Annotated in this window: 16 protein-coding genes; all 16 read left to right on the top strand. The window is 45.2% G+C overall.

What is annotated here, in order from left to right; all coding sequences use genetic code 11:
• Positions 1 to 213 precede the first annotated feature (213 nt).
• Positions 214 to 1,761, top strand: a complete 1,548-nt coding sequence (locus ABDW33_RS25710; RefSeq protein WP_343692973.1) for a glycosyl hydrolase — start codon at positions 214 to 216, stop codon at positions 1,759 to 1,761.
• Positions 1,762 to 1,882: 121 nt separating this feature from the next.
• The gene (locus ABDW33_RS25705; protein ID WP_343692972.1) at positions 1,883 to 4,315 is read left to right on the top strand and encodes a glycoside hydrolase family 95 protein; all 2,433 of its coding nucleotides are present in this window, start codon (positions 1,883 to 1,885) and stop codon (positions 4,313 to 4,315) included.
• A gap of 17 nt (positions 4,316 to 4,332) precedes the next feature.
• A complete protein-coding gene (locus ABDW33_RS25700; protein ID WP_343692971.1) occupies positions 4,333 to 5,262 on the top strand; it encodes a glycoside hydrolase family 43 protein in 930 nt (309 codons plus the stop codon).
• Positions 5,263 to 5,354: 92 nt separating this feature from the next.
• The gene (locus ABDW33_RS25695; protein ID WP_343692970.1) at positions 5,355 to 6,335 is read left to right on the top strand and encodes an aldo/keto reductase; all 981 of its coding nucleotides are present in this window, start codon (positions 5,355 to 5,357) and stop codon (positions 6,333 to 6,335) included.
• Positions 6,336 to 6,358: 23 nt separating this feature from the next.
• Positions 6,359 to 7,189: an aldo/keto reductase gene (locus ABDW33_RS25690; protein ID WP_343692969.1), complete on the top strand. Its 831-nt coding sequence runs from the start codon at positions 6,359 to 6,361 to the stop codon at positions 7,187 to 7,189.
• 204 nt (positions 7,190 to 7,393) lie between these two features.
• Complete coding sequence (locus ABDW33_RS25685; protein ID WP_343692968.1) at positions 7,394 to 8,731, top strand: sugar porter family MFS transporter; 1,338 nt, start codon at positions 7,394 to 7,396, stop codon at positions 8,729 to 8,731.
• A 129-nt stretch (positions 8,732 to 8,860) separates the two neighbouring features.
• Positions 8,861 to 9,541, top strand: coding sequence for a DUF4369 domain-containing protein (locus ABDW33_RS25680; RefSeq protein ID WP_343692967.1), 681 nt, complete (start codon positions 8,861 to 8,863; stop codon positions 9,539 to 9,541).
• Between the two features lie 28 nt (positions 9,542 to 9,569).
• The gene (locus ABDW33_RS25675; RefSeq protein ID WP_343692966.1) at positions 9,570 to 9,914 is read left to right on the top strand and encodes a cupin domain-containing protein; all 345 of its coding nucleotides are present in this window, start codon (positions 9,570 to 9,572) and stop codon (positions 9,912 to 9,914) included.
• 30 nt (positions 9,915 to 9,944) lie between these two features.
• Complete coding sequence (locus ABDW33_RS25670; RefSeq protein WP_343692965.1) at positions 9,945 to 10,442, top strand: ferritin; 498 nt, start codon at positions 9,945 to 9,947, stop codon at positions 10,440 to 10,442.
• A gap of 206 nt (positions 10,443 to 10,648) precedes the next feature.
• Positions 10,649 to 11,278: an RNA polymerase sigma-70 factor gene (locus ABDW33_RS25665; RefSeq protein ID WP_343692964.1), complete on the top strand. Its 630-nt coding sequence runs from the start codon at positions 10,649 to 10,651 to the stop codon at positions 11,276 to 11,278.
• A gap of 94 nt (positions 11,279 to 11,372) precedes the next feature.
• The gene (locus ABDW33_RS25660) at positions 11,373 to 12,443 is read left to right on the top strand and encodes a FecR domain-containing protein (protein WP_343692963.1); all 1,071 of its coding nucleotides are present in this window, start codon (positions 11,373 to 11,375) and stop codon (positions 12,441 to 12,443) included.
• Between the two features lie 293 nt (positions 12,444 to 12,736).
• Complete coding sequence (locus ABDW33_RS25655; protein ID WP_343692962.1) at positions 12,737 to 16,363, top strand: SusC/RagA family TonB-linked outer membrane protein; 3,627 nt, start codon at positions 12,737 to 12,739, stop codon at positions 16,361 to 16,363.
• Positions 16,364 to 16,394: 31 nt separating this feature from the next.
• Positions 16,395 to 18,032, top strand: coding sequence for a SusD/RagB family nutrient-binding outer membrane lipoprotein (locus ABDW33_RS25650; protein WP_343692961.1), 1,638 nt, complete (start codon positions 16,395 to 16,397; stop codon positions 18,030 to 18,032).
• A gap of 78 nt (positions 18,033 to 18,110) precedes the next feature.
• Positions 18,111 to 19,139 (top strand): sialidase family protein, encoded by a 1,029-nt coding sequence (locus tag ABDW33_RS25645; RefSeq protein ID WP_343692960.1) that lies wholly within the window; start codon positions 18,111 to 18,113, stop codon positions 19,137 to 19,139.
• Between the two features lie 61 nt (positions 19,140 to 19,200).
• Entirely contained in the window at positions 19,201 to 19,710 is a 510-nt protein-coding gene (locus ABDW33_RS25640; protein ID WP_343692959.1) for a DinB family protein, read from the top strand.
• Positions 19,711 to 20,347: 637 nt separating this feature from the next.
• On the top strand, positions 20,348 to 23,320 hold the full coding sequence (locus ABDW33_RS25635; RefSeq protein ID WP_343692958.1) for a TonB-dependent receptor: 2,973 nt from the start codon (positions 20,348 to 20,350) through the stop codon (positions 23,318 to 23,320).
• Positions 23,321 to 23,334 lie beyond the last annotated feature (14 nt).

Below are 23,334 nucleotides of genomic sequence, written 5' to 3'. Positions count from 1 at the left end.
CTTAATAATATAATTTATCATATTACAGTAGTAACCAATATTTTGTGTGTTCCCTTGCGGGGTAAATAAAAAGCTGTATATTTAATATCATATTGGCTTTGGTATGGTTATACATTAAGCAATATAGAACTGGGACCCCTGCCCCCAACAGCATTCCTATGAAAAACTATGGGCACAACCAGGGGGACCAAAGCACTAAAGAACCCTATTCGTATGGAAAGAAGAAATTTTTTGAAGCAGGCATTGATCACTGTAGCAGGCAGTGCAATAATGCCAGGTACAGTGAAAAGCATGGCCTTATGGGAAGAACAACCGCCATTTATTATCGATGCTAAAAATCCCGGAAAATTCTTTGATCCCCATTGGAACAAGGGGGTGGGTGCTGGCAGGGCCAATGACGCATCCAGAGCTGTATGGGGTGATCAGCTGGCAGTAGCTGCCAAAAACTGCGGTTTCAAATATGCCCGTTTCACGGGTATTTTTCATGACGACATGGGGGTATATAATGCCGGTAGTTATAACTGGACGCTGATTGACGACCTGCTGGATAAAACGCTTAAAGCAGGTGTAAAGCCTTTCATCGCCTATAGTTTCTTTCCAAAAGACATTGCTGGCAGTGATGCGACGCAGTTTAGCTGGAAGGCGAGAGTGGTACCGCCAACTGACTTTACAAAATGGACGGACCTGATAACAGAGTTTACCAAACACATTGTGGGGAAGTATGGTGAAGAGGAAGTGAATAAGTGGTATTTCGAGGCCTGGAATGAGCCGGACCAGCGTACATACTGGGATGGTACTAAAGCACAATATTTTACTTTATATAAATCGACCGTAACGGCAATGAAGGCAGTGGCGCCTAAGTGTAAAGTAGGCGGACCTGCTACCAGCGGTCTTTCCGGCGATACCCAGGGGGCATGGCTGGACGAGTTCCTGGGTTATTGCAAACAGGAGCAGCTGGCAGTTGATTTTGTAACGGCACATCCTTATCCTGCTGACAGTGCGGGTAAGCCCCGTGAACTGGGTGCTACTGCCCGGGATCTGGCGGCCTTGCGTGGTACTGTGAGCAGAAACTTTCCACAGGCAGAGGTTTTTGTAAGCAAGTGGAGTACGAGTCCGATCGCATCTGATGCGGTGCGTGACGAATTGCCTGCTGCTGCTTTCATTATAAAAGAGAATGTGGATGCTATTGGTTTAGTGACTGGTATGTTCTACGGTTCGTTCATAGACGGCCCTGAGGAACTGAAAGATACTTTCCATGGAGGGCAGGGATTGATGAATGCAAATGGTATTGCCAAACCATCCTTCCATGCATATCGTATGTTAAATGCATTGGGTGAAGAATTGTTGTATAATAAGGATGGCATTGTCGTGACGCGTCATAAAGATTCTAAGCGGATCACAGCCCTTCTTTATAATATGCCAGCTTCCGTTACTACCGGTGTATCCGGAAGGGACAGAGCTGGTGTAGCCTCACTGATGTCTCAGGGAGAAACGAAATTATTTTCATTCAAGGTTCAAAATATACATCCCGATGCCCGCTTCAATATGGATATCCTGACAAAAGAAGACGGTAATGCCATCTTCCAGTGGGCCAAGGCCGGAAGTCCTGAGCCGCTGAACAAAGACCAGGTAGAAATCATGAAGAAGGTGGGTATGGGGGTGAATGAAGAGCAGGTTTTATCCAGTGCAACCGGTGTGTTGTATATAGAGAAGAACCTCGCACCCTGGGATGTAATATTAGTGGATGAACTGTCTAAGTAGATAAAAGCCGGCCTTTGTTTCGTGCGAAAAACGAAGGTAGTTTTTGGATACCCTGACGTTCATACATTTTATATTGTCATTTTGACAATATAGGTTATTTTTATACGCATATCCATGCGTTATGAAAAAACTATTTCTGCTACTCAGCAGTCTGTTTGCCTTACAAACCTTTGCCCAGCAACCTGGTCTCAAGCTCTGGTATCGTCAACCAGCCGGTGATGTATGGACAGCTGCGTTACCTGTCGGCAATGGTCGTTTGGGTGGAATGGTCTATGGCAATCCTGCCCATGAGATCATTCAGCTCAATGAATCCACTGTATGGACAGGCAGTCCTAACAACAATGATAATCCTGATGCGCTGGCAGCATTGCCGGAGATCAGGAGATTGATCTTTGCCGGCAAACAGCGGGAAGCACAGGAGCTGGCTGGTGAGAAAATGCAAAGCAGGACCAGCAACGGGCAAATGTTTCAGCCGGTAGGTAACCTGAATTTATTATTCCCTGGTCATGATTCCTGTACGAATTATTACAGGGAACTGGACCTCAACCGTGCTGTTGCCACTACACGTTATACTGTAAATGGTGTAACCTATACCCGGGAGGTTTTTGCCAGTGTGCCAGCGCAGGCCATTGTGGTACAACTGAGTAGCAGTAAAGCAGGTAGCCTGTCATTCAGTGCCTACCTTTCTACACCACAGCCAAATGCACCTGTGAAAGCGGGGGGTGATACTTTGTCAGTGCATGGTATTACCAATAGTCATGAGGGGGTGGAAGGGAAGGTGGTATTCCATGGGATCTCGAAGATTGTGACCAATGGAAAACTCACTGCGGGTGATACGGCTATCACGGTGAGCGGTGCAACAACGGCGCTCATTTATATTTCTATTGCGACCAACTATATCAGTTACCAGGATATCAGCGGGGATGCGGTAGCAAAGGCACGTGCTTATCTAAAGCAGGCCAGCACTAAAGGATTTCCGGCATTATTGCAGGAGCATGTAGCAGCTTATCAACATTATTTTAACAGGGTCTCTATTGATCTGGGTACATCGCCGGCTGCCAAAGAGTCCACGGATGTGCGGTTGAAGAACTTTGCGCATACTTACGATCCACAGTTCGTGGTATTGTATTTCCAGTTCGGCCGTTACCTGCTTATTTCCTGTTCACAACCGGGGGGACAACCAGCCAACCTGCAGGGCATCTGGAATGCAGAAATGCGACCACCCTGGGATAGTAAGTATACGATCAATATCAATACTGAAATGAATTACTGGCCGGCGGAGAAAGATAATCTGCCGGAGATGCATACGCCATTGATTCAAATGGTGAAGGAACTGTCCGTAACAGGGCAGCATACGGCGCGCACCATGTATGGGGCGCGTGGATGGGTGGCTCATCATAATACAGACCTGTGGCGGATTACAGGGCCTGTTGACCGGATCTTCTGGGGAGTATGGAGTATGGGAGGTGCCTGGCTGAGTCAGCACCTCTGGGAGCGGTATTTATACAATGGTGATACTGCTTATCTGCGGGATGTATATGCTGCTATAAAGGGAGCAGCCTTGTTCTTTGTAGATGATCTGGTAGAAGATCCTGTACATCACTGGCTGGTCATCAACCCGGGCACTTCTCCCGAAAATGCGCCGAAGATCAGGCCGGGTGTTTCATTTGATGCAGGTACTACGATGGATAACCAGATTGTATTTGATGCATTGAGTACTGCTATCTGTGCTGCTGATATTTTGAAAACCGACGCTGCTTTTGCTGATACGCTGAAGGCTATCAGGAGTAAGTTGCCACCTATGCAGGTAGGGCAATACGGGCAGTTACAGGAATGGATGGAAGACCTGGATGATCCGCAGGATCATCACAGGCATATTTCTCATTTATATGGTTTGTTCCCTTCCTCACAGATCTCACCTTACAGACATCCTGAATTATATAGTGCTGCCAATACTACCCTGCTGGAAAGGGGCGATGTTTCCACCGGGTGGAGTATGGGTTGGAAAGTAAACTGGTGGGCACGATTACAGAATGGTGAACATGCGTTGAAACTGATCAATAGCCAGTTGTCACCGGTGGGTGAACATGGTGGTGGTACTTATACCAATCTTTTTGATGCACATGCGCCTTTCCAGATCGATGGCAATTTCGGGTGTACATCAGGCATCACGGAAATGCTGATGCAGAGTCATGATGGGGCGATCCAGTTATTGCCTGCGCTGCCGGCTGAGTGGAAACAGGGACATGTGAACGGATTGCGGGCGAGAGGTGGCTTTACCATCACGGCACTGGAGTGGAAAGATGGGAAGGTAGTGAAGCTGAAGATCCATTCTACACTGGGCGGTAATTGCAGGATCCGTGTGCCGAATGAGTTGAAAGGAAAGGGCCTGGTTGCTGCCGGTGGGGATAATTCCAATCCTTTTTACCAGGAGGTGCAGATAGCGCAGCCTATTGTGAAGGATGCTTCAAAGCTCATGAAAGTGGCAATAACGCCTACCCGGTTATATGATTTGCCCACGCAAAAAGGCAAAGAGTATGTACTCACAAATTAATTATTTATTTTTCGATTATGGTCAAACGTACATTACTATCATGCCTCTGCATGCTTTGGGCTTTTGCCGGCATGTCTCAGAAAAACGCATACCTGTTCGCCTATTTCAAGGGCAATGGTGAAGACGGGTTGCATCTCGCTTACAGCCAGGATGGTTACAAGTGGTCGGCATTAAAAGGAGATTCTTCTTTCTTAACACCTACCGTCAGTAAGGATAAACTGATGCGTGATCCCTGTATCATCAGGGGAGGAGATGGGTTATTTCACATGGTGTGGACGGTGAGCTGGAATGATAAAGGGATTGGTTATGCATCGTCAAAAGACCTGGTACACTGGTCGGCGCAGGAGTTTATACCGGTGATGGCAAAAGAAGACAGTGCGAGGAACTGCTGGGCACCAGAGATCACGTATGATGCGTCTTCGAAGACTTATATGATCTATTGGTCTACTACTATTTCAGGTAAGTTTACCGAGACAGCTGCTGCTAAAGAAAGCGGGTATAATCACCGGTTGTATTATGTGACGACAAAGGATTTTAAAACGTATTCGCCTACCAGGCTTTTATACGAACCGGGTTTCAATGTGATTGATGCGACCATTGTAAAAGAAGGTGCCCGGTATATGATGGTGATGAAAGATGAGACCATTGAACCACCTGCCAAGAACCTGCGACTGGCTTTCAGCCATAAGCTGACCGGACCTTATACAAAAGCGGGGCCTTCCATCACGGGGAATTACTGGGCGGAAGGGCCTACTACCCTGAAGATGGGGAATACCTGGCTGATCTATTTTGACAAGTATACCGCGCATAAGTATGGTGCTATCAGCTCTACAGACCTGAAGGAGTGGAAGGATATATCAGATGAGGTGAGTTTACCCAAAGGGATTCGCCACGGCACCATCTTTACCGTGACAGCAGCGGAGCTCAGCAAGTTGCAGCAACAATAACCTGCTTTAAACTATCTTAAAAAATAGGATGCATTCAAAAAGAGTGCATCCTATTTTGCTTTTATTTTGTGTTACTCCAAAAAATAATGACAATGAAATACAGGAAGCTGGGTACTACAGGAGTATCCTTATCTGCCATCGGACTGGGCTGCATGGGCATGAGCCATGCATATGGTGTGCCGGATGACAAGGAATCAATCGCAACGTTACATCGCGCACTTGAATTGGGAATTAACTTTTGGGATACTGCTGATATATATGGCAATGGTGAAAATGAAAAACTTATTTCCCAGGTATTGGTGCCCAACCGGGATAAAATATTTATTGCGACCAAGTTTGGTTTTAAATCGCTGGAGCATGGCAAGCAGGCATTTGATGGTTCGCCTGCCTACCTGAAAACTGCTGTAGAGAAGAGCCTGCAAAGACTGCAGGTAGATCATATTGACCTTTATTATGCACATAGAGTGGATCCGGCTGTCCCTATTGAGGAGACGGTAGGTGCTATGGCTGAACTGGTGAAAGAGGGAAAGGTGAAGTACCTGGGATTGTCCGAAGCATCTCCAGCTTCTATCCGTAAGGCCCACGCAGTACATCCTGTTACTGCATTGCAGAGTGAATACTCTTTACTCACACGGAATGTGGAAAACGAGATTTTGCCGCTTTGCCGGGAGCTGGGCATCACTTTTGTGCCATTCAGTCCACTGGCGAGAGGGTTGGTCACGAATACGCTGGATGTAAGTGCGCTGCCTGCAGATGATTTTCGCAAAGGTATTCCCCGTTATCAACAGGAATATGCGGATAACAATGCGAAGCTGGCAAATGGTTTTGCTGAATTGGCTGCCGGTAAGAATGCGACCCCTGCACAACTCGCGCTGGCCTGGGTATTGGCGCAGGGAGAAAACATCATTCCTATTCCGGGTACCAAGAAGCGTAAATACCTGGAAGAAAATGCAGCAGCTGTAGACCTGGAGCTTACTGCAGAAGATCTGTCAGCGCTGGAAGCATTATTGAAGAAATATCCAAATACCGGCGCCAGGTATACGGAATCACAGGAGAAGATGGCGAATAATTAACCCAAATTAAAAAGCATATAAAAATGGCAACAACTTTTAAACTTGGTGGAACACTGGAAATAAACCGGCTTGGTTATGGTGCTATGCAGCTGACAGGCAAAGGTGTATTTGGTGATGTAGATGACCGCGAGCATGCAAAGAAAGTATTGCAGGCAGCGGTAGCAGGTGGTGTGAATTTTATAGATACAGCAGAAGCATATGGTCCTGATACAAATGAAACCCTGATCGCGGAAGCCCTGCACCCTTATAAACAGGGTGTGGTCATTGCGACCAAAGGCGGTTTTGTGCGGCCTGGTCCTGATAAATGGGTGCCTAACGGCAAGCCTGATTTTATTCGTGAAAATATCGAAGGCAGCCTGAAAAGACTGAAAGTAGATACCATTGATCTGTGGCAGTTGCACCGTATCGATCCGAAGACACCGGTAGCAGAAACATTACAGCCTGTAGCAGAAGCCGTGAAGGCAGGGAAGATCCGTTATGTTGGTTTATCGGAGGTAACGGTCGACCAGATCAAACAGGTGCAGGAGATCCTGCCGATTGTATCTGTGCAGAACCTGTATAACCTGGGTGAAAGGAAATGGGAAGAAGTACTGGATTATACCACTGAACAGAATCTTGCATTTATTCCGTGGTTCCCGCTGGCATCAGGGCCACAGAAGATGGAGGATAAGATTAAGGCGATAGCTGATAAGCATCAGGCAACGACTGCACAGATTGCGCTGGCGTGGCTGCTGAAGCGGGCAGAGAATATCCTGCTGATCCCGGGAACGAAGTCAGTGGCGCACCTGGAGGAAAATCTGAAAGCTGCTGATGTGCAACTGACAGATGAAGAGTTCGAGACATTGTCAAAATAGAAAATAGGGCGAAGCCTTTAAAGAGAAGAGATTGTTTCAAAAGTAACCTGGATCTGCATGTATCTGGGTGGCTGTGGAATTGAAATTTATGCAAAGGGAATTTCAATGCCTTCAGATTACTTTTGATGCAATCTCTTGCTTTTTATAAAGAAGAAATCAAAAAAGCATATTATATTTATTTTTTAACCACGTTATTTACTCAATATGCTTTCTTATCCTGTACGTATTGCCCTGATTGCTGCCCTTGGCGGATTTCTGTTTGGCTTTGAAACTGCCGTTATATCAGGCGCGGAGAAGACCATTCAACAGTTATGGGCACTCGATTCTTTCTGGCATGGCTTCACGGTAGCTGCCAGCCTGATTGGTACGGTTCTCGGTTCGCTACTTGTCGGAGCGCCGGCCCGCACGCACGGCCGTAAAAAAGTGCTCCTCACCATTGCTATTATTTTCGTGATTTCGTCTATTGGCTGTGCTTCTGTAAGCGCCTGGTTCTTATTTGTATTGTTCCGCTTTAGCAGCGGGTTTGCAGTAGGTGCTTCTTCGGTAGTAGGACCGATGTACATATCAGAAATCGCCCCTGCTCATCTCAGGGGCCGGTTGGCAGGTATGTTCCAGCTGAATATAGTAGGGGGTATTTTCATTGCCTACCTCACCAACTTTCTTTTTATCGGTTTAGGCGACCAGGCCTGGCGCTGGATGCTGGGAATTATGGTGATCCCTTCTGTTATTTTCTGGATCCTGCTGCGTACTATTCCTGAGAGTCCCCGCTGGCTGATCCTGAATAACCGTGAGGCAGAAGCGATTCCTATTATGAACCGTTTGCTGGAAGCAGATGTCAATCGTGCGATCGCATCTATCAAAGAATCGGTACAGGCACACCATGAAAAGTTATTCCAGCGGCGGTACATGAAACCGGTGACGTACGCGGTATTACTGGCGATGTTCAACCAGCTTTCCGGTATCAATGCCATTCTCTATTATGCACCACGTATATTTGAAATGGCGGGGTTCGATCAGAGCAGGGCATATTTACAGCCAGTGTACATTGGTGCCGCCAACCTGTTATTTACCATGCTGGCGATGACGATGATTGATAAATTCGGTCGCAAGACGCTGATGTTGATCGGGTCAATCGGTATGATTGTATTCCTGGGGCTGACGGCTTATACATTTAAGGACCTGCAGCCAGCGGGTGGAGCGGCGCATGTGGCCAACAGTAATGTATTGATTTACCTGATCGGGTTTATCGCATTCTTTGCTTTTTCTCAGGGGGCGGTGATCTGGGTATTTATATCAGAGATCTTCCCGAATTCAGTGCGTTCACAGGGCGGTGCATTGGGTAGTTTTACACATTGGATCATGGCGGCAATTATTTCATGGACGTTCCCGATTATAGTGGAGAGTAGTGCGCATGGCGGATTTTATTCATTTGTGTTTTACAGTGGGATGATGTTGTTGCAGTTGCTATTTATATTGAAGATGATGCCTGAAACGAAGGGCAAGTCATTAGAACAGATACAGCAGGAATTGGGTATAAAGTAATCACCCAGTATAAATGCATTTAACCACTCCGGCCTTTGGCGGGAGTGGTTTTTTTGTGGCAAATCGCGGTGAAGGCGGGTGCCTAACTGAATTTTCATTAAATTAGAAAGAATTAACCCTTGCCACGCCATGAAACGACTCCTGTTTGTGCTACTGTTTCCCCTCACGGTAGCTGCCCAGAAAAATCCCTTTGTCCTGAAAGGACAGATCGGGCAACTGGGTCCTGATTGCCACTTATACCTGACGTATGCATCAGATGGTAAAACGATACATGACACGACTCACCTACAGGATGGTAGATTTGAATTCAGGGGTACAATCAATGAGGTGGCGGATGCCCTGATGATCTTGTCTACCCCGCAAAATGAGGGGACTATACCGCTGGATGCTATTTTCTTTTATATTGAGAAAGGAACAATGGAAATTTCCGGCAAGGATGCGCTCGTGACGGCTATATTCACAGCGGGGCAGGAGAACCTGGCGTACCAGGAATTACTGGCCCGGCTCAAACCCATTCGTGAAAAGCAAAGAAGCATTTACCGGGACTATTCCTCTGCTCCGCTGGAAGCGCGGCACCTGCCTGCGTTTCAGGCATCGATTGCTGAAGATTATGGGGCTACCCGCAATGAGGAGAAGCAGGTATATCTTGATTTCGCAGTCACTCATCCCAATTCCGTTGTCAGCATCACCGCATTACAGTGGTATGCGAATGGTTTGCCGGATGCCAAAGTCAGGGCCGTGTATGATTCATTGTCTATGGAAGTGAGGTCTGGTGCAAGAGCGAAAGTGTTTGAAAAGCTACTGAAATAATTATATTTGATTTACTAATTATCAACAAATGGCGGACTTGTCTGTTTTTTATAAAGTAGATGCTGATATAGCCTGGCAGCCAACGGATCCTGGTGTAAAAAGGAAAGTGATGGCATACAGTGAACAGCTCATGGTGGTAAAAGTGGCATTTGAAACAGGTGCAGTAGGCACCCTGCATGCGCACCCACATTTGCAGATGTCGTATGTGGAAAAAGGAACCTTTGAGGTGGAGATAGCGGGGCACAAAAAATTACTGCAGGCAGGGGATGTCTTTTCGGTGCCTTCTGAAGCTATTCATGGAGTCGTTTGCAAAGAGGAGGGGGTACTGATTGATGTCTTCAACCCTATGAGAGAAGATTTTTTACTTAGATAATCAATTGTATATCACCAAAAAGCGAATATTATGTTGTCACAAAGAATGCAGGAAGCGCTGAATAAGCAGGTTTTAATGGAGGCACAGTCATCACAGGCTTACCTGGCAATGGGTAGCTGGGCAGACATACAGCCAGGTCTGAAGGGTGTTACAAGATTCTTCTTTAAGCACAGTGACGAGGAGAGAATGCACATGTTGAAGCTGATCCATTATATTAATGAGCGGGGAGGTTTTGCCATTGTGCCGGCGCTGGCACAGCCGGTTCTCACCTTTGTATCGCTGAAAAAGGCATTTGAGGAGCTGTTTGCGCATGAGGTGAAGGTAAGTGAGGGCATTAATGAGCTGGTAGACATTGCATTACAGGAGAAGGATTATGCTACGCACAACTTCCTGCAGTGGTATGTGAATGAGCAGATAGAAGAGGAAAGACTGGCGCGGGAATGTAATGACAAGCTGGAACTGATTGGAGATGACAAAAGTGGTCTTTATCTGTTCGACCGTGACATTATGACGATGGAGCAGGAATAGGGAAAATATAACTCCTTGATATATAAGGGGGAAGTAGTCCGGGCTGGACTGCTTCCCCCTTAATTTTTTGTGCCTTTTTGATGGCTGTAAATATTAATGTATCGGTAATAATATATATTATAAATAATTAATTCAGAAAGATTTATTATTTTTATTTGCCATATACTTTTACTACATTGCTGTCTGAAATATAACGAAAAGTTAGAATGCAAAAAGAGGTTAATATAAATGATCTATGGGAGCGCTTCACGAAAGGGAGTGATGCCCGGTCATTTGAGGTTTTATTCCATGAATTAAACCCGCGCCTCATCAAATTTTGCACGTTGTATGTTCATTATCAGCAGGTTGCTGAAGAAATTGTATCCGATGTTTTTGTGAAATGCTGGATGGACAGGGTGCAGATGCAGGTGGTAGAGAAGCCGGAGACATATCTTTTTATTGCTGTAAAGAACCAGGCCCTGAATTATAATAAACGCTTTTCGAGCATCCAGGTAGTCAATATTGATGATCACGACGGAGGGGGAATCCTGATTAATGAGGCCTCACCGGAGATGGAGCTGGAGAAGAAGGAACTGATTTTCAAAATGGATCAGGCCATCGGTACGTTGCCACGCCAATGTGGTATAATATTCCGGCTCATCAAGGAGAACGGTATGAAATACAAGGAAGTAGCTGAGATTCTGAATATTTCGCACCGTACTGTGCACACACAGATGCTCCGGGCGATGAAGAAGATGAGTAAGGCGATGGATCCGTATCTGAAGAAGGCTAACAGACAGGCAACAGACAATCTTATCAGTGCTATATTAGTTTTATTCATATTTATGGGTAATTAGGACTTGGAGATATATGTTAAAATTTTTTTTAAAGCTTGTACGCATATTACCATTAAAAAATTGTCCTATATACAAAGGGTTATTCCAACGGACAATGAGCGATCGTTTTTTTGAAATGGTTATAAAGGACCTGGTTGGTGACATCACACCTCAAGAAGGCCAGGAACTAAAAAATATCATGCATGAGGATACTGTCTCTGCTAGGCAGTATGACATGTTCCGTACCTACTGGGCTCAGAATCATACTGATTATATAGATGGGCGCAGGCTTTTTGACAATGTGCAGGCAAAGATCAATGAGTTGGAACAAGCAGCAGGTACGCCGGTCATGAAGCCGCTGATGGCGCCTGTGCGCAATACAGGTCGTATTCGCTGGATAGCGGCGGCAGCATCACTGGCACTTTTGATTTCAGCAGGTGCTACTTATTATATATTCCTGCGAGGTGCCATGATGCAGAAAGTCACTGCCAAGGGGCAGAAATCTACTTTTATCATGGAAGATGGTACGAGAGTAACACTAAATGCGGACAGTAAACTAGAATATAGCGAGGACTTTGCGACTAAAAACAGGGAAGTATACCTGACGGGGGAGGCATTTTTTGATGTACATGCAGATCCACAGAAGCCTTTTATCATCCACACATCCAAGATGGATATCAGGGTATTGGGTACTGCTTTCAACGTAAAATCTTATCCGGACGAAGCTTCTTCTGAGGCTACACTGATTAAAGGGGCGATAGAGGTTACCGTGACTGACAATCCATCTGAGAAAATAATTTTGAAACCATCTCAGAAACTGGTGCTGACGAACTTTGACTCTACAAAGAGGAAAGCGGTCAGCATAAAAGACTTGGTACCTAATGTACCGGGTGTGCCAAGCATCACATCCATGACTTATCTGAATGATAAGAAAGATTCTTCGGTAGTAATGGAAACGAGCTGGTTACAGAACAAGCTGGTATTCCAGGACGAGGATTTTGGCACACTGGCCAAGAGAATGGAGCGCTGGTATAACATCAGTATCCACTTCAACAGGGTTGGTTACAGACAGTTAAGGTTCACAGGTGTTTTAGAAGGGGAGACAATTGCTGAAGCACTGAACGCATTGCACCTGACGGAGAACTTCAACTATAGAATTGAAGATTCAACAATCGTAATATATTAAAGAAGAACCAGGTAAATCAAGAAATTCCTTTCATAAGTAGTGAAAGGTGAGATGAGGACCCTATGCCGATGCCTATGACGTATTATACCTATGGAATCGCACTTTCATTTCACCAGAAACAAAGTAAAACATCTAAAATTTTGTCTATGGGAAAAGAAAGCGATTACTACTGAATAAATGCGGGGATCATTTAGATATTCCCCGCTGAAAGATGACTTATTCCAATAAAATAGCAGGCCTTTTCGCACGAGTACTGCCGTTTTAACACTTTTATCACCTTTAACATCTAAGTTATGAGTTTTTATGTACGCCCCAGGGGCGTCAAGATCCCTTACGGGCTTTTAAGGCCATTGCTGATTTTACAACTAACGTTAGGGTTCATCCTTTTCCTGAATCTGCACGTAGTTGCAAATGTTCTTTCCTCAAAAACGATTACACTGAACCTCCGCTCTGTTGAATTTAAGGAGGTACTTTCTATTATCGAACACCAGAGCGATTATCGCTTTATGTTCAGCAACAGGAATATCCCTAACAAAAGCAAAGTGGATATTAATGTGAAAGATGCACAGATCAACACTGTGATGGATATGATCCTGGATAATTCAGGTTATACCTATCAGGAGTTGGCCAACAACCTGATTGTGATTGTGCCAAGAGGTGAAAGGATCACGACTGTGAAAATCACCGGTAAGGTATTGGATCAAACAGGTGAGGCGCTGATTGGTGCTTCAGTGAAAATCAAAGGAACTACGGAAGGGGTAGCTACAGATGAAAATGGTGGTTTTACTTTAAGTGTACCTGACGATGCCATCCTCGTGGTATCTTACGTAGGTTTCAAAACACAGGAAGTTCCTGTAAACGGCAAAACTGCGTTGACTATTACTTTGCAGCCTGCAGATAAGATGATCAACGAGTTCGTAGTAACGGCGCTGGGTATCAAGAGGGAAGAAAAAGCCCTCGGTTACGCAGTTTCTACCATTACTTCCGAGCAGATTAACGCAGCTGGTAACACCAACTTTGCTTCCGCCTTATATGGTAAGGCGGCTGGTGTGAAAATCACAACAGCGCCGGGTGGTGCTACCAGTGCCGTTAACATTCAGATCCGTGGTGTAAACTCACTGAACTATAGTACCCAGCCGCTGTATGTAGTGGATGGTGTGCAGATCAGAAATAATAACGAAACCGGAGGTGCTGGTGGTAACTCAACCGGTTATTGGGATGACCCACGTATCCGCGGTAACGGTATCCTCGATATCAACCCTACTGATATCGAAAACCTGACCGTATTGAAAGGCGCGAGTGCGACAGCCTTGTATGGTTCTGATGCTGCTAGTGGTGTGGTTGTAATCACTACCAAGAAAGGCCAGAAAGGCAGAGGTCTTGGTGTTGATGTAAACTACAACTATACGAATGAAAGAATTGCTAACGGTCCTCAATATCAAAATACTTATGGTCCTGGTTATGACAGAGCGAGCAACGTTTCGTTGGGTGCTACTGAAGATGGCTGGGTAAAAGTTGGTACTGACGGAACGGTCCGACCTTTCTTCAGAGCTTATGGCCAGTTCGGTCCTAAAATGGATGGTCAGATGGTGCCTTGGTGGGATGGCTCTATGCACCCCTATTCACCTCAGCCCAATAACTATAAACAAATGTTTCAGAAGGGATACAATTCAAATTTGAATGTATCCCTTTCGAATATGAACGAAAAGGCCAATTATCGTTTCTCTTATACACGTAGTGATTATAAAGGTATTCAGATCGGTACCCTCCAGGGTAAGAACACTTTTAACCTGAACAGTACTATTAAGCTGCACAGTAAGGTAAGCTTAGATGTGGTAGGTGGTTATGTAAATACTACTGTTACAAACAGGGCCCGCCTGATGAACCGTCTCTTCAGTTCATTTGATGGTTTCTTCAGCCGTGCTGAAGATATGGCGGTAGCGTTCGATAAGTATAAAACTTCCAAAGGATACAAATGGGTACCTTATAATAATACCCAGCTGAACCCTGATGAAGCACTGGCTTACCAGATACGTCCTGAACTGCTGAACTTCCTGTGGTACCAGTTACGTAACAATGAGGTGGAAAACCAGGACCGCTTATTGTCCAGCGTTACGCTGAACGTGGATCTCGCAAAAGGTCTGAAACTCCGTACCAGGGTGGGTAATGACTTTACCAGTATCAATACGGAAGCAAAGAGCTATAACGAGTATCCAATTGCGTTCAATACGACCAACAGTACCGGTTCTTACGGTGTCACTAAAAACCGTTATGCGATCGTGTATACAGACGTACTGGCAACTTATGCCAATGACCAGACAAAAGTGTTCGGTTATAGCGTAAGTGGTGGTTTCCAGAGCCGCCAGGAGAGCTTCACAGACCAGACTTCCAATACAAGTGGTGGTTTGGTAACTGCGAACTGGTTCTCTCTTAACAACTCTTACAATACACAAACCACTTCGGAAGTGCGCAGCAAATCCCTGAAATACGCTTTCCTGGGTATTGCTAACTTCAGCTATAGAAACTATGTGTTCCTGGAAGGTACTGCCCGTCAGGAGTATTCTTCTACGCTGCCTGTGAACAGCAACTCTTACTTCTATCCTTCTGTGAACTCTTCCTTCATCTTCACCGATGCATTTGCAATGCCTAAGTGGTTAAGCTATGGTAAATTGCGTGCATCTTATGGTATGGTGGGTAATGCGCCTCCTCCATATGAAGCGAACATTGTTTACACACAGAAGCCACTCTCTACTACTACAGGATCAGTACCGGTGTTGACTGCACAGAATGCATATGGTAATGCGAACCTGAAATCTGAGAAGAAAACGGAAATGGAGTTTGGTCTTGAAACCAAAATGCTGCAGAACAGAATTGGTGTAGATATCTCTGTATATAACAGTAATGTAAAGGACCTGCTGATGCGTTTGTCTACCGCAGCATCTAATGGTGCGCTGACACGTATCACCAACGTAGGTGAGTTGAGCAGCCAGGGTCTTGAAATCGCGTTCAATGCTAATCCGCTGAAGCGCCCTAAAACAAACTGGACCACCCGTCTGAACTTCGCGTTCAACAACTCTAAAGTTGTGAGCCTGGCGGATGGTGTAAACCAGATCGTATTTAAAGGTGGTGATGCAAACTCTGTACAGATCGTTGCAGAAAAAGGCCAGACGATTGGTAATATCTATATGTACCCTTATGCTACAGATGACAAGGGGAATAAGTTAGTAAACTCCAGTGGTTTCTACTATATAGATAAGTCAAGGTATGAGAAGGTGGGTAACATTCTGCCGAAAGTAGTAGGTGGTTGGTCCAACACATTCAGCTACAAAGCCCTGACCCTGGATATCACTATTGACTATCGTTTTGGTGGTGAGATCATGTCTATGCCACAGAAGTACGGTACCAATGCCGGTATGTTCGAATCTACTATGAAATACAGGGATGAAGCACATGGTGGTTTACCATATTATGTGAACGAACAGGGTGTAGCTACGCGACTGCCTAGCCACAATTCTGTTTCTCCATATGGAAAAGTTTACCACGACGGTGTTATCCTGCCAGGTAAGAAAGATTCTGATGGTTCCGAAAACGATCAGATCGTAGAAGCGGCTAACTATTATCTTACTGTTTTTGACGCATCGTCAAATGGTTACAACGGTCCTGCAGTTATTAAGAATAGTTATATCAAATTCAGAGAGGCAGTGTTGAGCTATAACCTGTCAAGAGGAACTGCACAGAAGCTGCATATGCAAAACATCCGTTTGTCATTGATCGGCAGGAACCTGTTTTACTTCTATAGAACGCTGAAGAACATTGACCCGGAAGCGCCGGTTGGTCAGAGCTGGTTAAACCAGGGTGTTGACGAAGGTTCTACCGGTGCTACCCGTAGTATTGGTTTTAGTTTAAATGCAAGTTTCTAACTATTCTGAAGACCTAACAAACCGTATGATCATGAAGAAAATTTTGTTACATATAAGTTGTGTTTTTACGCTAGCCATTACGATGTCTGGCTGTAAGAAGCAATTGGAAGAATATTATACCAATCCCGATAAAACAACCGATCCTACCATTGAGAAACTGTTTTCCTCAATGCTGGATAATAACCGTGTACGTCCTACCTATTGGGACCTTCGTACTTTACAGTTAAACCAGATGGGAAAGTATTGCCAGATGACGGCTTTCCTGAATGAGTTGACTGCTTACTCTCAGAACGACGATTATATCCAGAATCGCTGGAATGACTTCTATACGCCGAATAACCAGGGTAATAACGCGAATGATGCTGGTAGTGGTAGTGGTCCTATGGCACAATACCGTACTATGCAGCGCCTGTATAAAGCCCTGCCTATCGATGAGCGTCCAAACATGGAAGTATTTATGATGGCGGGTAGGGTGATCCTGCTGGACCAGGCTGCACAAATGGTGGATATGTTCGGTGATATTCCGTATTCTGAGGCGGGTAGCCTGGATGCAACTGCGACTATCTCTAATCCAAAATTTGACCCGCAGGCTGAGGTGTATGATACTGTATTGACACAGTTGAAGCAAATGGCTGACTGGTTTGCAGCTGCTACGCTGAATACAGTTGCTACATCTGCTTTCGCTAACCAGGATTATGTAAATCATGGTAGTATGAGCAAATGGCGTCGTTATATTAACTCCCTGCGTCTCCGTTATCTCATGCGCCAGTCTTTCGTTTATGAAGACAGGGCGAAAACCGAGATCCAGGAAATGCTGTCTAACCCGCTGCAGTACCCGCTGGTGGATGGTGATGGAGTGGGGGACAATTACAGTCCTTACAACACGGATGTTTTAATTTTCCAGTTGACAAACTATACCAACAACCTGGATAACGCGTTCTCTGAGATCAAGGCCAATGCTGCTCCGGACTATATGCTGAACACTGTGATGCTGCCTGTGAATGACCCGCGTATTCCGCTGATGTTTGATAAATTTGGGGTGACTGTCAATAAAGTGTTTATTCCGAACAGCAATTACAGGGCAATGTCTCAACAGTGGACACAGGTGATGCAGAGTGATAGTATCAGCTATTATTCAACTGTTGACTCTACTACCTATCGTTTTAATTCCCACCTGCCGGGTATTATGATGACTGCTGCTGAAACCAACTTCCTGAAGGCTGAGGCTTTCGAACGTTGGGGTTTGTCTGGCGGTAATGCAGCGACCAGTTATAATCTGGCTGTACGCCAGGCTATTGCATTCGCTTATTATCTGCACTCAACTAATACTACCCAGTACGAAGCTGTAACACAGCCTTCAACTGCAGATGTAGATGCATTTATGGCGAAGTCTGCCGTTGCTTATACCGGTACCACTGATGAAAAGCTGGGTAAGATCTGGACACAGAAATGGCTGGCATTTGGATTCACACAGTGTGGACAGGCATGGGCTGAATACCGCAGAACCAAATATCCACAGATCACCATCTGGCAATCCACTTCTCCGATTTATTCGGTGCCTCCGACCAGGTTTACTTATCCTGCCAGTGAAAAGGCTTATAACACGAGCTATTCTGCTGTACAGGCTAATGATACCAGGAACACTAAAATCTTCTGGGATGTAAAATAACAACCGCACTTATAATTTAGATGGTGGAAGGCCGCAAGGATTTTTATCTTTGTGGCCTTCCTGTTTTAATTAAATGATATGAAGAAAGGGGTATTGTCATGTTTATTATTGAGTGGGTTATTGCCGGTAATGGCGCAGCAGAAGGCCCGGCTTGTAAGCGAAGAAATGGTGATGAAACAGCCACTGGTACCGGCAGTACATGCGTCTACGATGACGGAGCTGAAGGACGGCCGGTTAATGATGTCGTGGTTTGGTGGTAGCCGCGAAAGTGCAAAAGATGTATGCATTTATACGGCCTTATATGCCAATGGTCGATGGTCTGCGCCCGTGGTGGTGGCAGATGGTGTTGTGAATGATTCTACCAGGTATGCGGCCTGGAACCCGGTGTTATATACAAATAAGAAAGGCGAGCTGTTGTTGTTCTATAAAGTGGGGCCTAATCCACGGGAATGGTGGGGATTGATGAAGACGTCGAAAAATAATGGTAAGACCTGGTCCAGGGCAGTGCCGCTGCCGGATAGTATCCTGGGGCCGATCAGGAATAAGCCGGTATTATTATCTAACGGCCTGTTGCTACATCCTTCCAGCACCGAAAGCCTGGATGAGAAGGTATGGCAGGTGCATGTGGAGTTTTCTGATACGGAAGGGGCGCACTGGAAACGCATCAATATCAATTGTGATACGTTTGGGGTGATCCAGCCTACCATCCTTTTCCATCCCGGAAATAAGCTGCAAATGCTATGCAGGAGCAGGCAGAATGCGATCGTAGAGAGTTGGTCGACAGATAACGGGAAGACATGGTCACCATTGAGGAAACAGGCGCTGTTAAACCCCAACAGTGGCATTGATGCGGTGACATTGAAGAGCGGGGTGCATGTGTTGATTTATAACCCGGCGGTGAGTGGCAAAGACTGGTCTGATGGCAGGAACGAATTGAGAATGGCGGTATCCAAAGATGGAGAACATTGGGAAGATGTGTATGAGCTGGAGCAGCATCCGAAAGGGGAGTTTAGTTACCCGGCAGTGATTGAGGGAAAGAACGGAGAAATACATATTAGCTATACCTACGATAGGAAGAATATTAAACATGTAGTTGTTAAGTTATAGTGAAAATCACCCTGAAAGGGGTGATTTTTTTGTATACTTGTTTTAGCAAACGAATCAAATCATGTCTCAACAACCTGAAGTCTGGATGCGCGGTCCCATTCCCGGCATACCCAACCTGCTCCAACCGGTAGCCCATGCCCTTCTGCAGGCGCAGGAAGAAATCCATGAAAACCTGAGAGACTTCCCGGTGTCCAAACTCTGGGACACTCCATTCGGTTGTGCTTCTGTTGCTTTCCATTTACAACATATCAAAGGCGTGCTCGACCGCCTCTTCACTTATGCTGCATCCCAATCGCTGACTGAGTCACAACTGAGTGAGCTTGCTGCGGAAGGCAAAAAAGATCCCCACATTTCAGTACAATCTCTGCTCGCCGCTCTCGATGCACAGATTACCATTAGTCTCGCTAAACTACAGGCCACAGAAGAATATGCGCTCGCAGTACCACGCGGCATTGGCAGAAAACAAATTCCTACTACACTCGGTGGTTTATTATTCCATTCAGCAGAACATACTATGCGCCATACCGGTCAGTTAATCGTGACAATAAAAATATTAAAACACCAATCATAACGGGGATGGTTGTATTTTAAATAGCATGCTTCATCGCTAAGCATCTAATTGTTAATGAATTTTAAACATTGTTAACACAATTTAAAACTCCGGTTATCAGTTTTGGATTGTGAAAAACTTCTCTATTTTTACTACCGATAGCTACATCTACAATCTATATAATGAGAACTGATATAGTATCGATAGCAGCAGCGTAATAGATAAACTTGTAGACAGCATTGTATTAATCGACGTTATTGAACTTGGAGTTACATTGTTTTTAATCAGTCACCGAACTAAAATCTAAATGGAGATGTTGATTGAATCTGCGTAATACCTACCATTTTCTTTTTCAAAAAAAATATGTGCGGATTGAAAGACCGTAGCACAATGTGAGTATTGTTTTTTGTGGTGCCGAACTAAACTAACATCTTTTGTTCACGGGCTATTCCTGGCGTGGGCAAAGGGGGATTCATGTGTCATTTAAATCATAATAGCCTGCGTTGAAATTGTTATTTCATCGCACAGGAAGTGTATTGCTATTTTTTACCAACAATTGTCTTTGCTGCAGAAACAGGCTGCAGCGAACAGGGGATATATGTGCCAACTTTAAAAGGATTCGCTTAATAGTTCTGCTTAATACCAAAATCAAAGTATCATGAAGAGAAGACTCGTTTTTCTTTCTCGGATATGCCTGCACAGTATATGGATGTTATTCCTCTCCATGCTGGCATTTTCCCAGTCCCGCACCATTACCGGTAAGGTAGTGGAGGCAGGTGGACAAAGTCCCTTACCCGGTGTGACCGTTCAGGTAAAGGGTGCTACTATCGGCACCCAGACCAGGATTGACGGTTCCTATTCCCTGAATGTTCCCGGTGGTAGTGTTACCCTGGTATTCACCTTTGTAGGTTATAAGACTACAGAAATGCCTGTAGGGTCTTCCAATACTGTCAATGTTAGTTTAACCGCTGATGTGACTGCACTGAAAGATGTGGTGGTAGTGGGTTATGGTACACAGAAGAAACAGGAGGTGACTTCTGCCATCACTTCTATTGAACCAACCGATTTCCGTCAGAGCGGTGCGCGTAATGCACTGGATCTGATCCAGGGTAAGGTAGCTGGTCTGCAAATCACCCGTACCGGTGGTTCTAACCCTAATACCAGCCCTGCTATCCAGTTGCGTGGTGTAACTTCCTTAACCGGTAGTATGTCGCCACTGATCGTGATCGATGGTATTCCTGGTGGTAACCTCGATCTGCTGCAACAGGATGACATCGCCAGCATCTCTGTACTGAAAGATGGTTCTGCTGCTGCGATCTATGGTACCCAGGCGAATGGTGGTGTGATCATCGTGACGACTAAGAAAGGTACAAAAGGCCCGGCCCGTGTTACGTACAACAACTACTTCCGTAAAGAGTATAAAGCACGCCTGCCTAAGTTCCTCACGGCTGATGAATATGCAGCGAAGATTGCTGATGGTGAGATCAATGCGACTGACAAAGGATACAGAACTGATTTTGTAGATCTGCTGGTCAACCATAATAACTTAACACAGAACCATAACCTGGCCATTTCAGGTGGTGGTGAGCAGTCTAATTATCGTGCAAGTGTGTATTATCTGAACCAGGAGGGGATCCTGAAAGCGAATGAGCGCCAACAATACGGTGGTCGTCTGAGTATCACTTCAAAAGGTTTGAATGACAGGTTAACTTCTCAGTTTAACCTGGCTACCAACTTTAATAAAGCCAACCTGCTGACGGATGGTGGTAACCTGCAGGGATATTATACTTTCAACCCGACGTACTCTCCTTACAATCCTGATGGCTCCTGGTATTTTGAGCAAACCAGCACCAATGAGCTGGCCAGGTTGCATCAGCAAACGGATATCCGCCAGCAGCAAACGACTTCAGGTGATGCAAGGGTATCACTGGATGTAGCAAAAGGGCTGAAGGCATCCATTTTTGGTTCCGTGACCCGCGACAGTTATCTTGAAGGCGGGTATGCTGACCTTCTTTCTGAACTTTCTGTTGAGAACTATGATTCCACCGGTTATGCATTTCAATCTACTTTCCTGAACGTCAGGTATGCTGTAGAACCTACCCTGGAATATAATATCACCGTTAACAAGAACCACAACTTCACTGCTATTGGTGGTTATAGCTACCGGTATGAAGTAGAGCAATATTTTGATGCTAATAACTACGGTTTCGTTAATGATATCTTCCAGGAAAATAACCTTGGAGCAGGTAACATGTTGCTGACCGGTAAAGCAGGTATGAGCAGCTACAAAAATGATAACAAGCTGATCGCATTCTTTGGCAGGATCAACTATAACTACAAAGATAAATACATGGCCAGTGTGATCCTGCGCCATGAAGGTTCTTCCCGTTTCGGTGCGAACAACAAGTGGGGAAATTTCCCGGCGTTGTCCGTAGGTTGGAACATGCGTGATGAACCGTTTATGCAGGACGTTACTTTCCTGGATGACCTGAAATTAAGAGCAGGTTATGGTGTGACTGGTAACTCTGGTATCAACAACTATAGCTCTCTTGTAACGATGGGTACGGGTGGTAACTATATCAACCCGGATGGTGTATGGCGCCAGACTTATGGTCCAAACAAAAATCCTAACCCGAACCTGAAATGGGAAAAGAAATCGGAGTACAACATAGGTGTGGACTTCAGTTTCTTTAAAGGTCGTATCACCGGTGCGGTGGATGTGTACAAACGTGTTACAAAAGACCTGCTGGAAAACGTAACGACCCAGCTGCCGCCATTTGTGACCAACAGCATCTATGCAAACGTAGGGCAGGTATCTTCCAAAGGTGTGGAAATTACACTGAGTGGTTCACCTGTGAGAACGAGAGATTTCTCCTGGAATATCGACATGGCATTCAGCAATTCAAAAAATACACTGGATCGTTATTCTAATGAGCTGTATACGATCAAGTACCAGTCTTATGCTGATATTGGTGGTTATGGTGCATTGGGTAATGCGATCCGTACTTACGAAGGTGACCGCATTGGTAACTTTTATGGTAAACGCTTTGCAGGTTTAACAGATTCCGGCGACTGGTTGTTCTACAAGGCAGACGGTACGAAGGCGCCTGCAGACCAGCTGGACAGCGAAAAGGATTTTGCTGTGATCGGGAATGCTGTACCTAAGGTATACCTGTCTTTTACGAATACCTTTAAGTATAAGAACTTTGATCTGCGTGCATTTTTCCGGGGCAAGTTCGGATACAATATCCTGAATACGATGGAAATGTTCTATGGCTCAAAAGCTTCTCTGCCCAGCAATGTACTCAAAACTGCATTTACGAAAAATGGTAAGATCACCGGGGGCTATCAGTACTCTGACTACTACATCGAGAAAGGTAATTTCATGAAACTGGATGAGTTGACACTGGGATATACTGTTCCATTCAAGAGCAAGAAGACTTTCCAGAGCATGAGACTGTACGTAACCGCTTCCAACCTGTGGCTGATCACGAAGTATACCGGTAATGATCCTGATTACGTAAGAGATACAGGTCTGAAACCAGGTGTTGATGCTTTGAATGCTTCAGATGACCGTACACCTTACATGGGCACCCGTGGCTTTATGTTTGGATTGAATGTAGGATTCTAAAATGTACCCATTTA

The sequence above is a fragment of the Chitinophaga sp. genome, from assembly GCF_039596155.1.
In the GTDB taxonomy this organism is placed as follows: Bacteria; Bacteroidota; Bacteroidia; order Chitinophagales; family Chitinophagaceae; genus Chitinophaga.
Note: the sequence above shows the minus strand (reverse complement) of the source record. Positions and strands in the feature narration are given on the sequence as shown.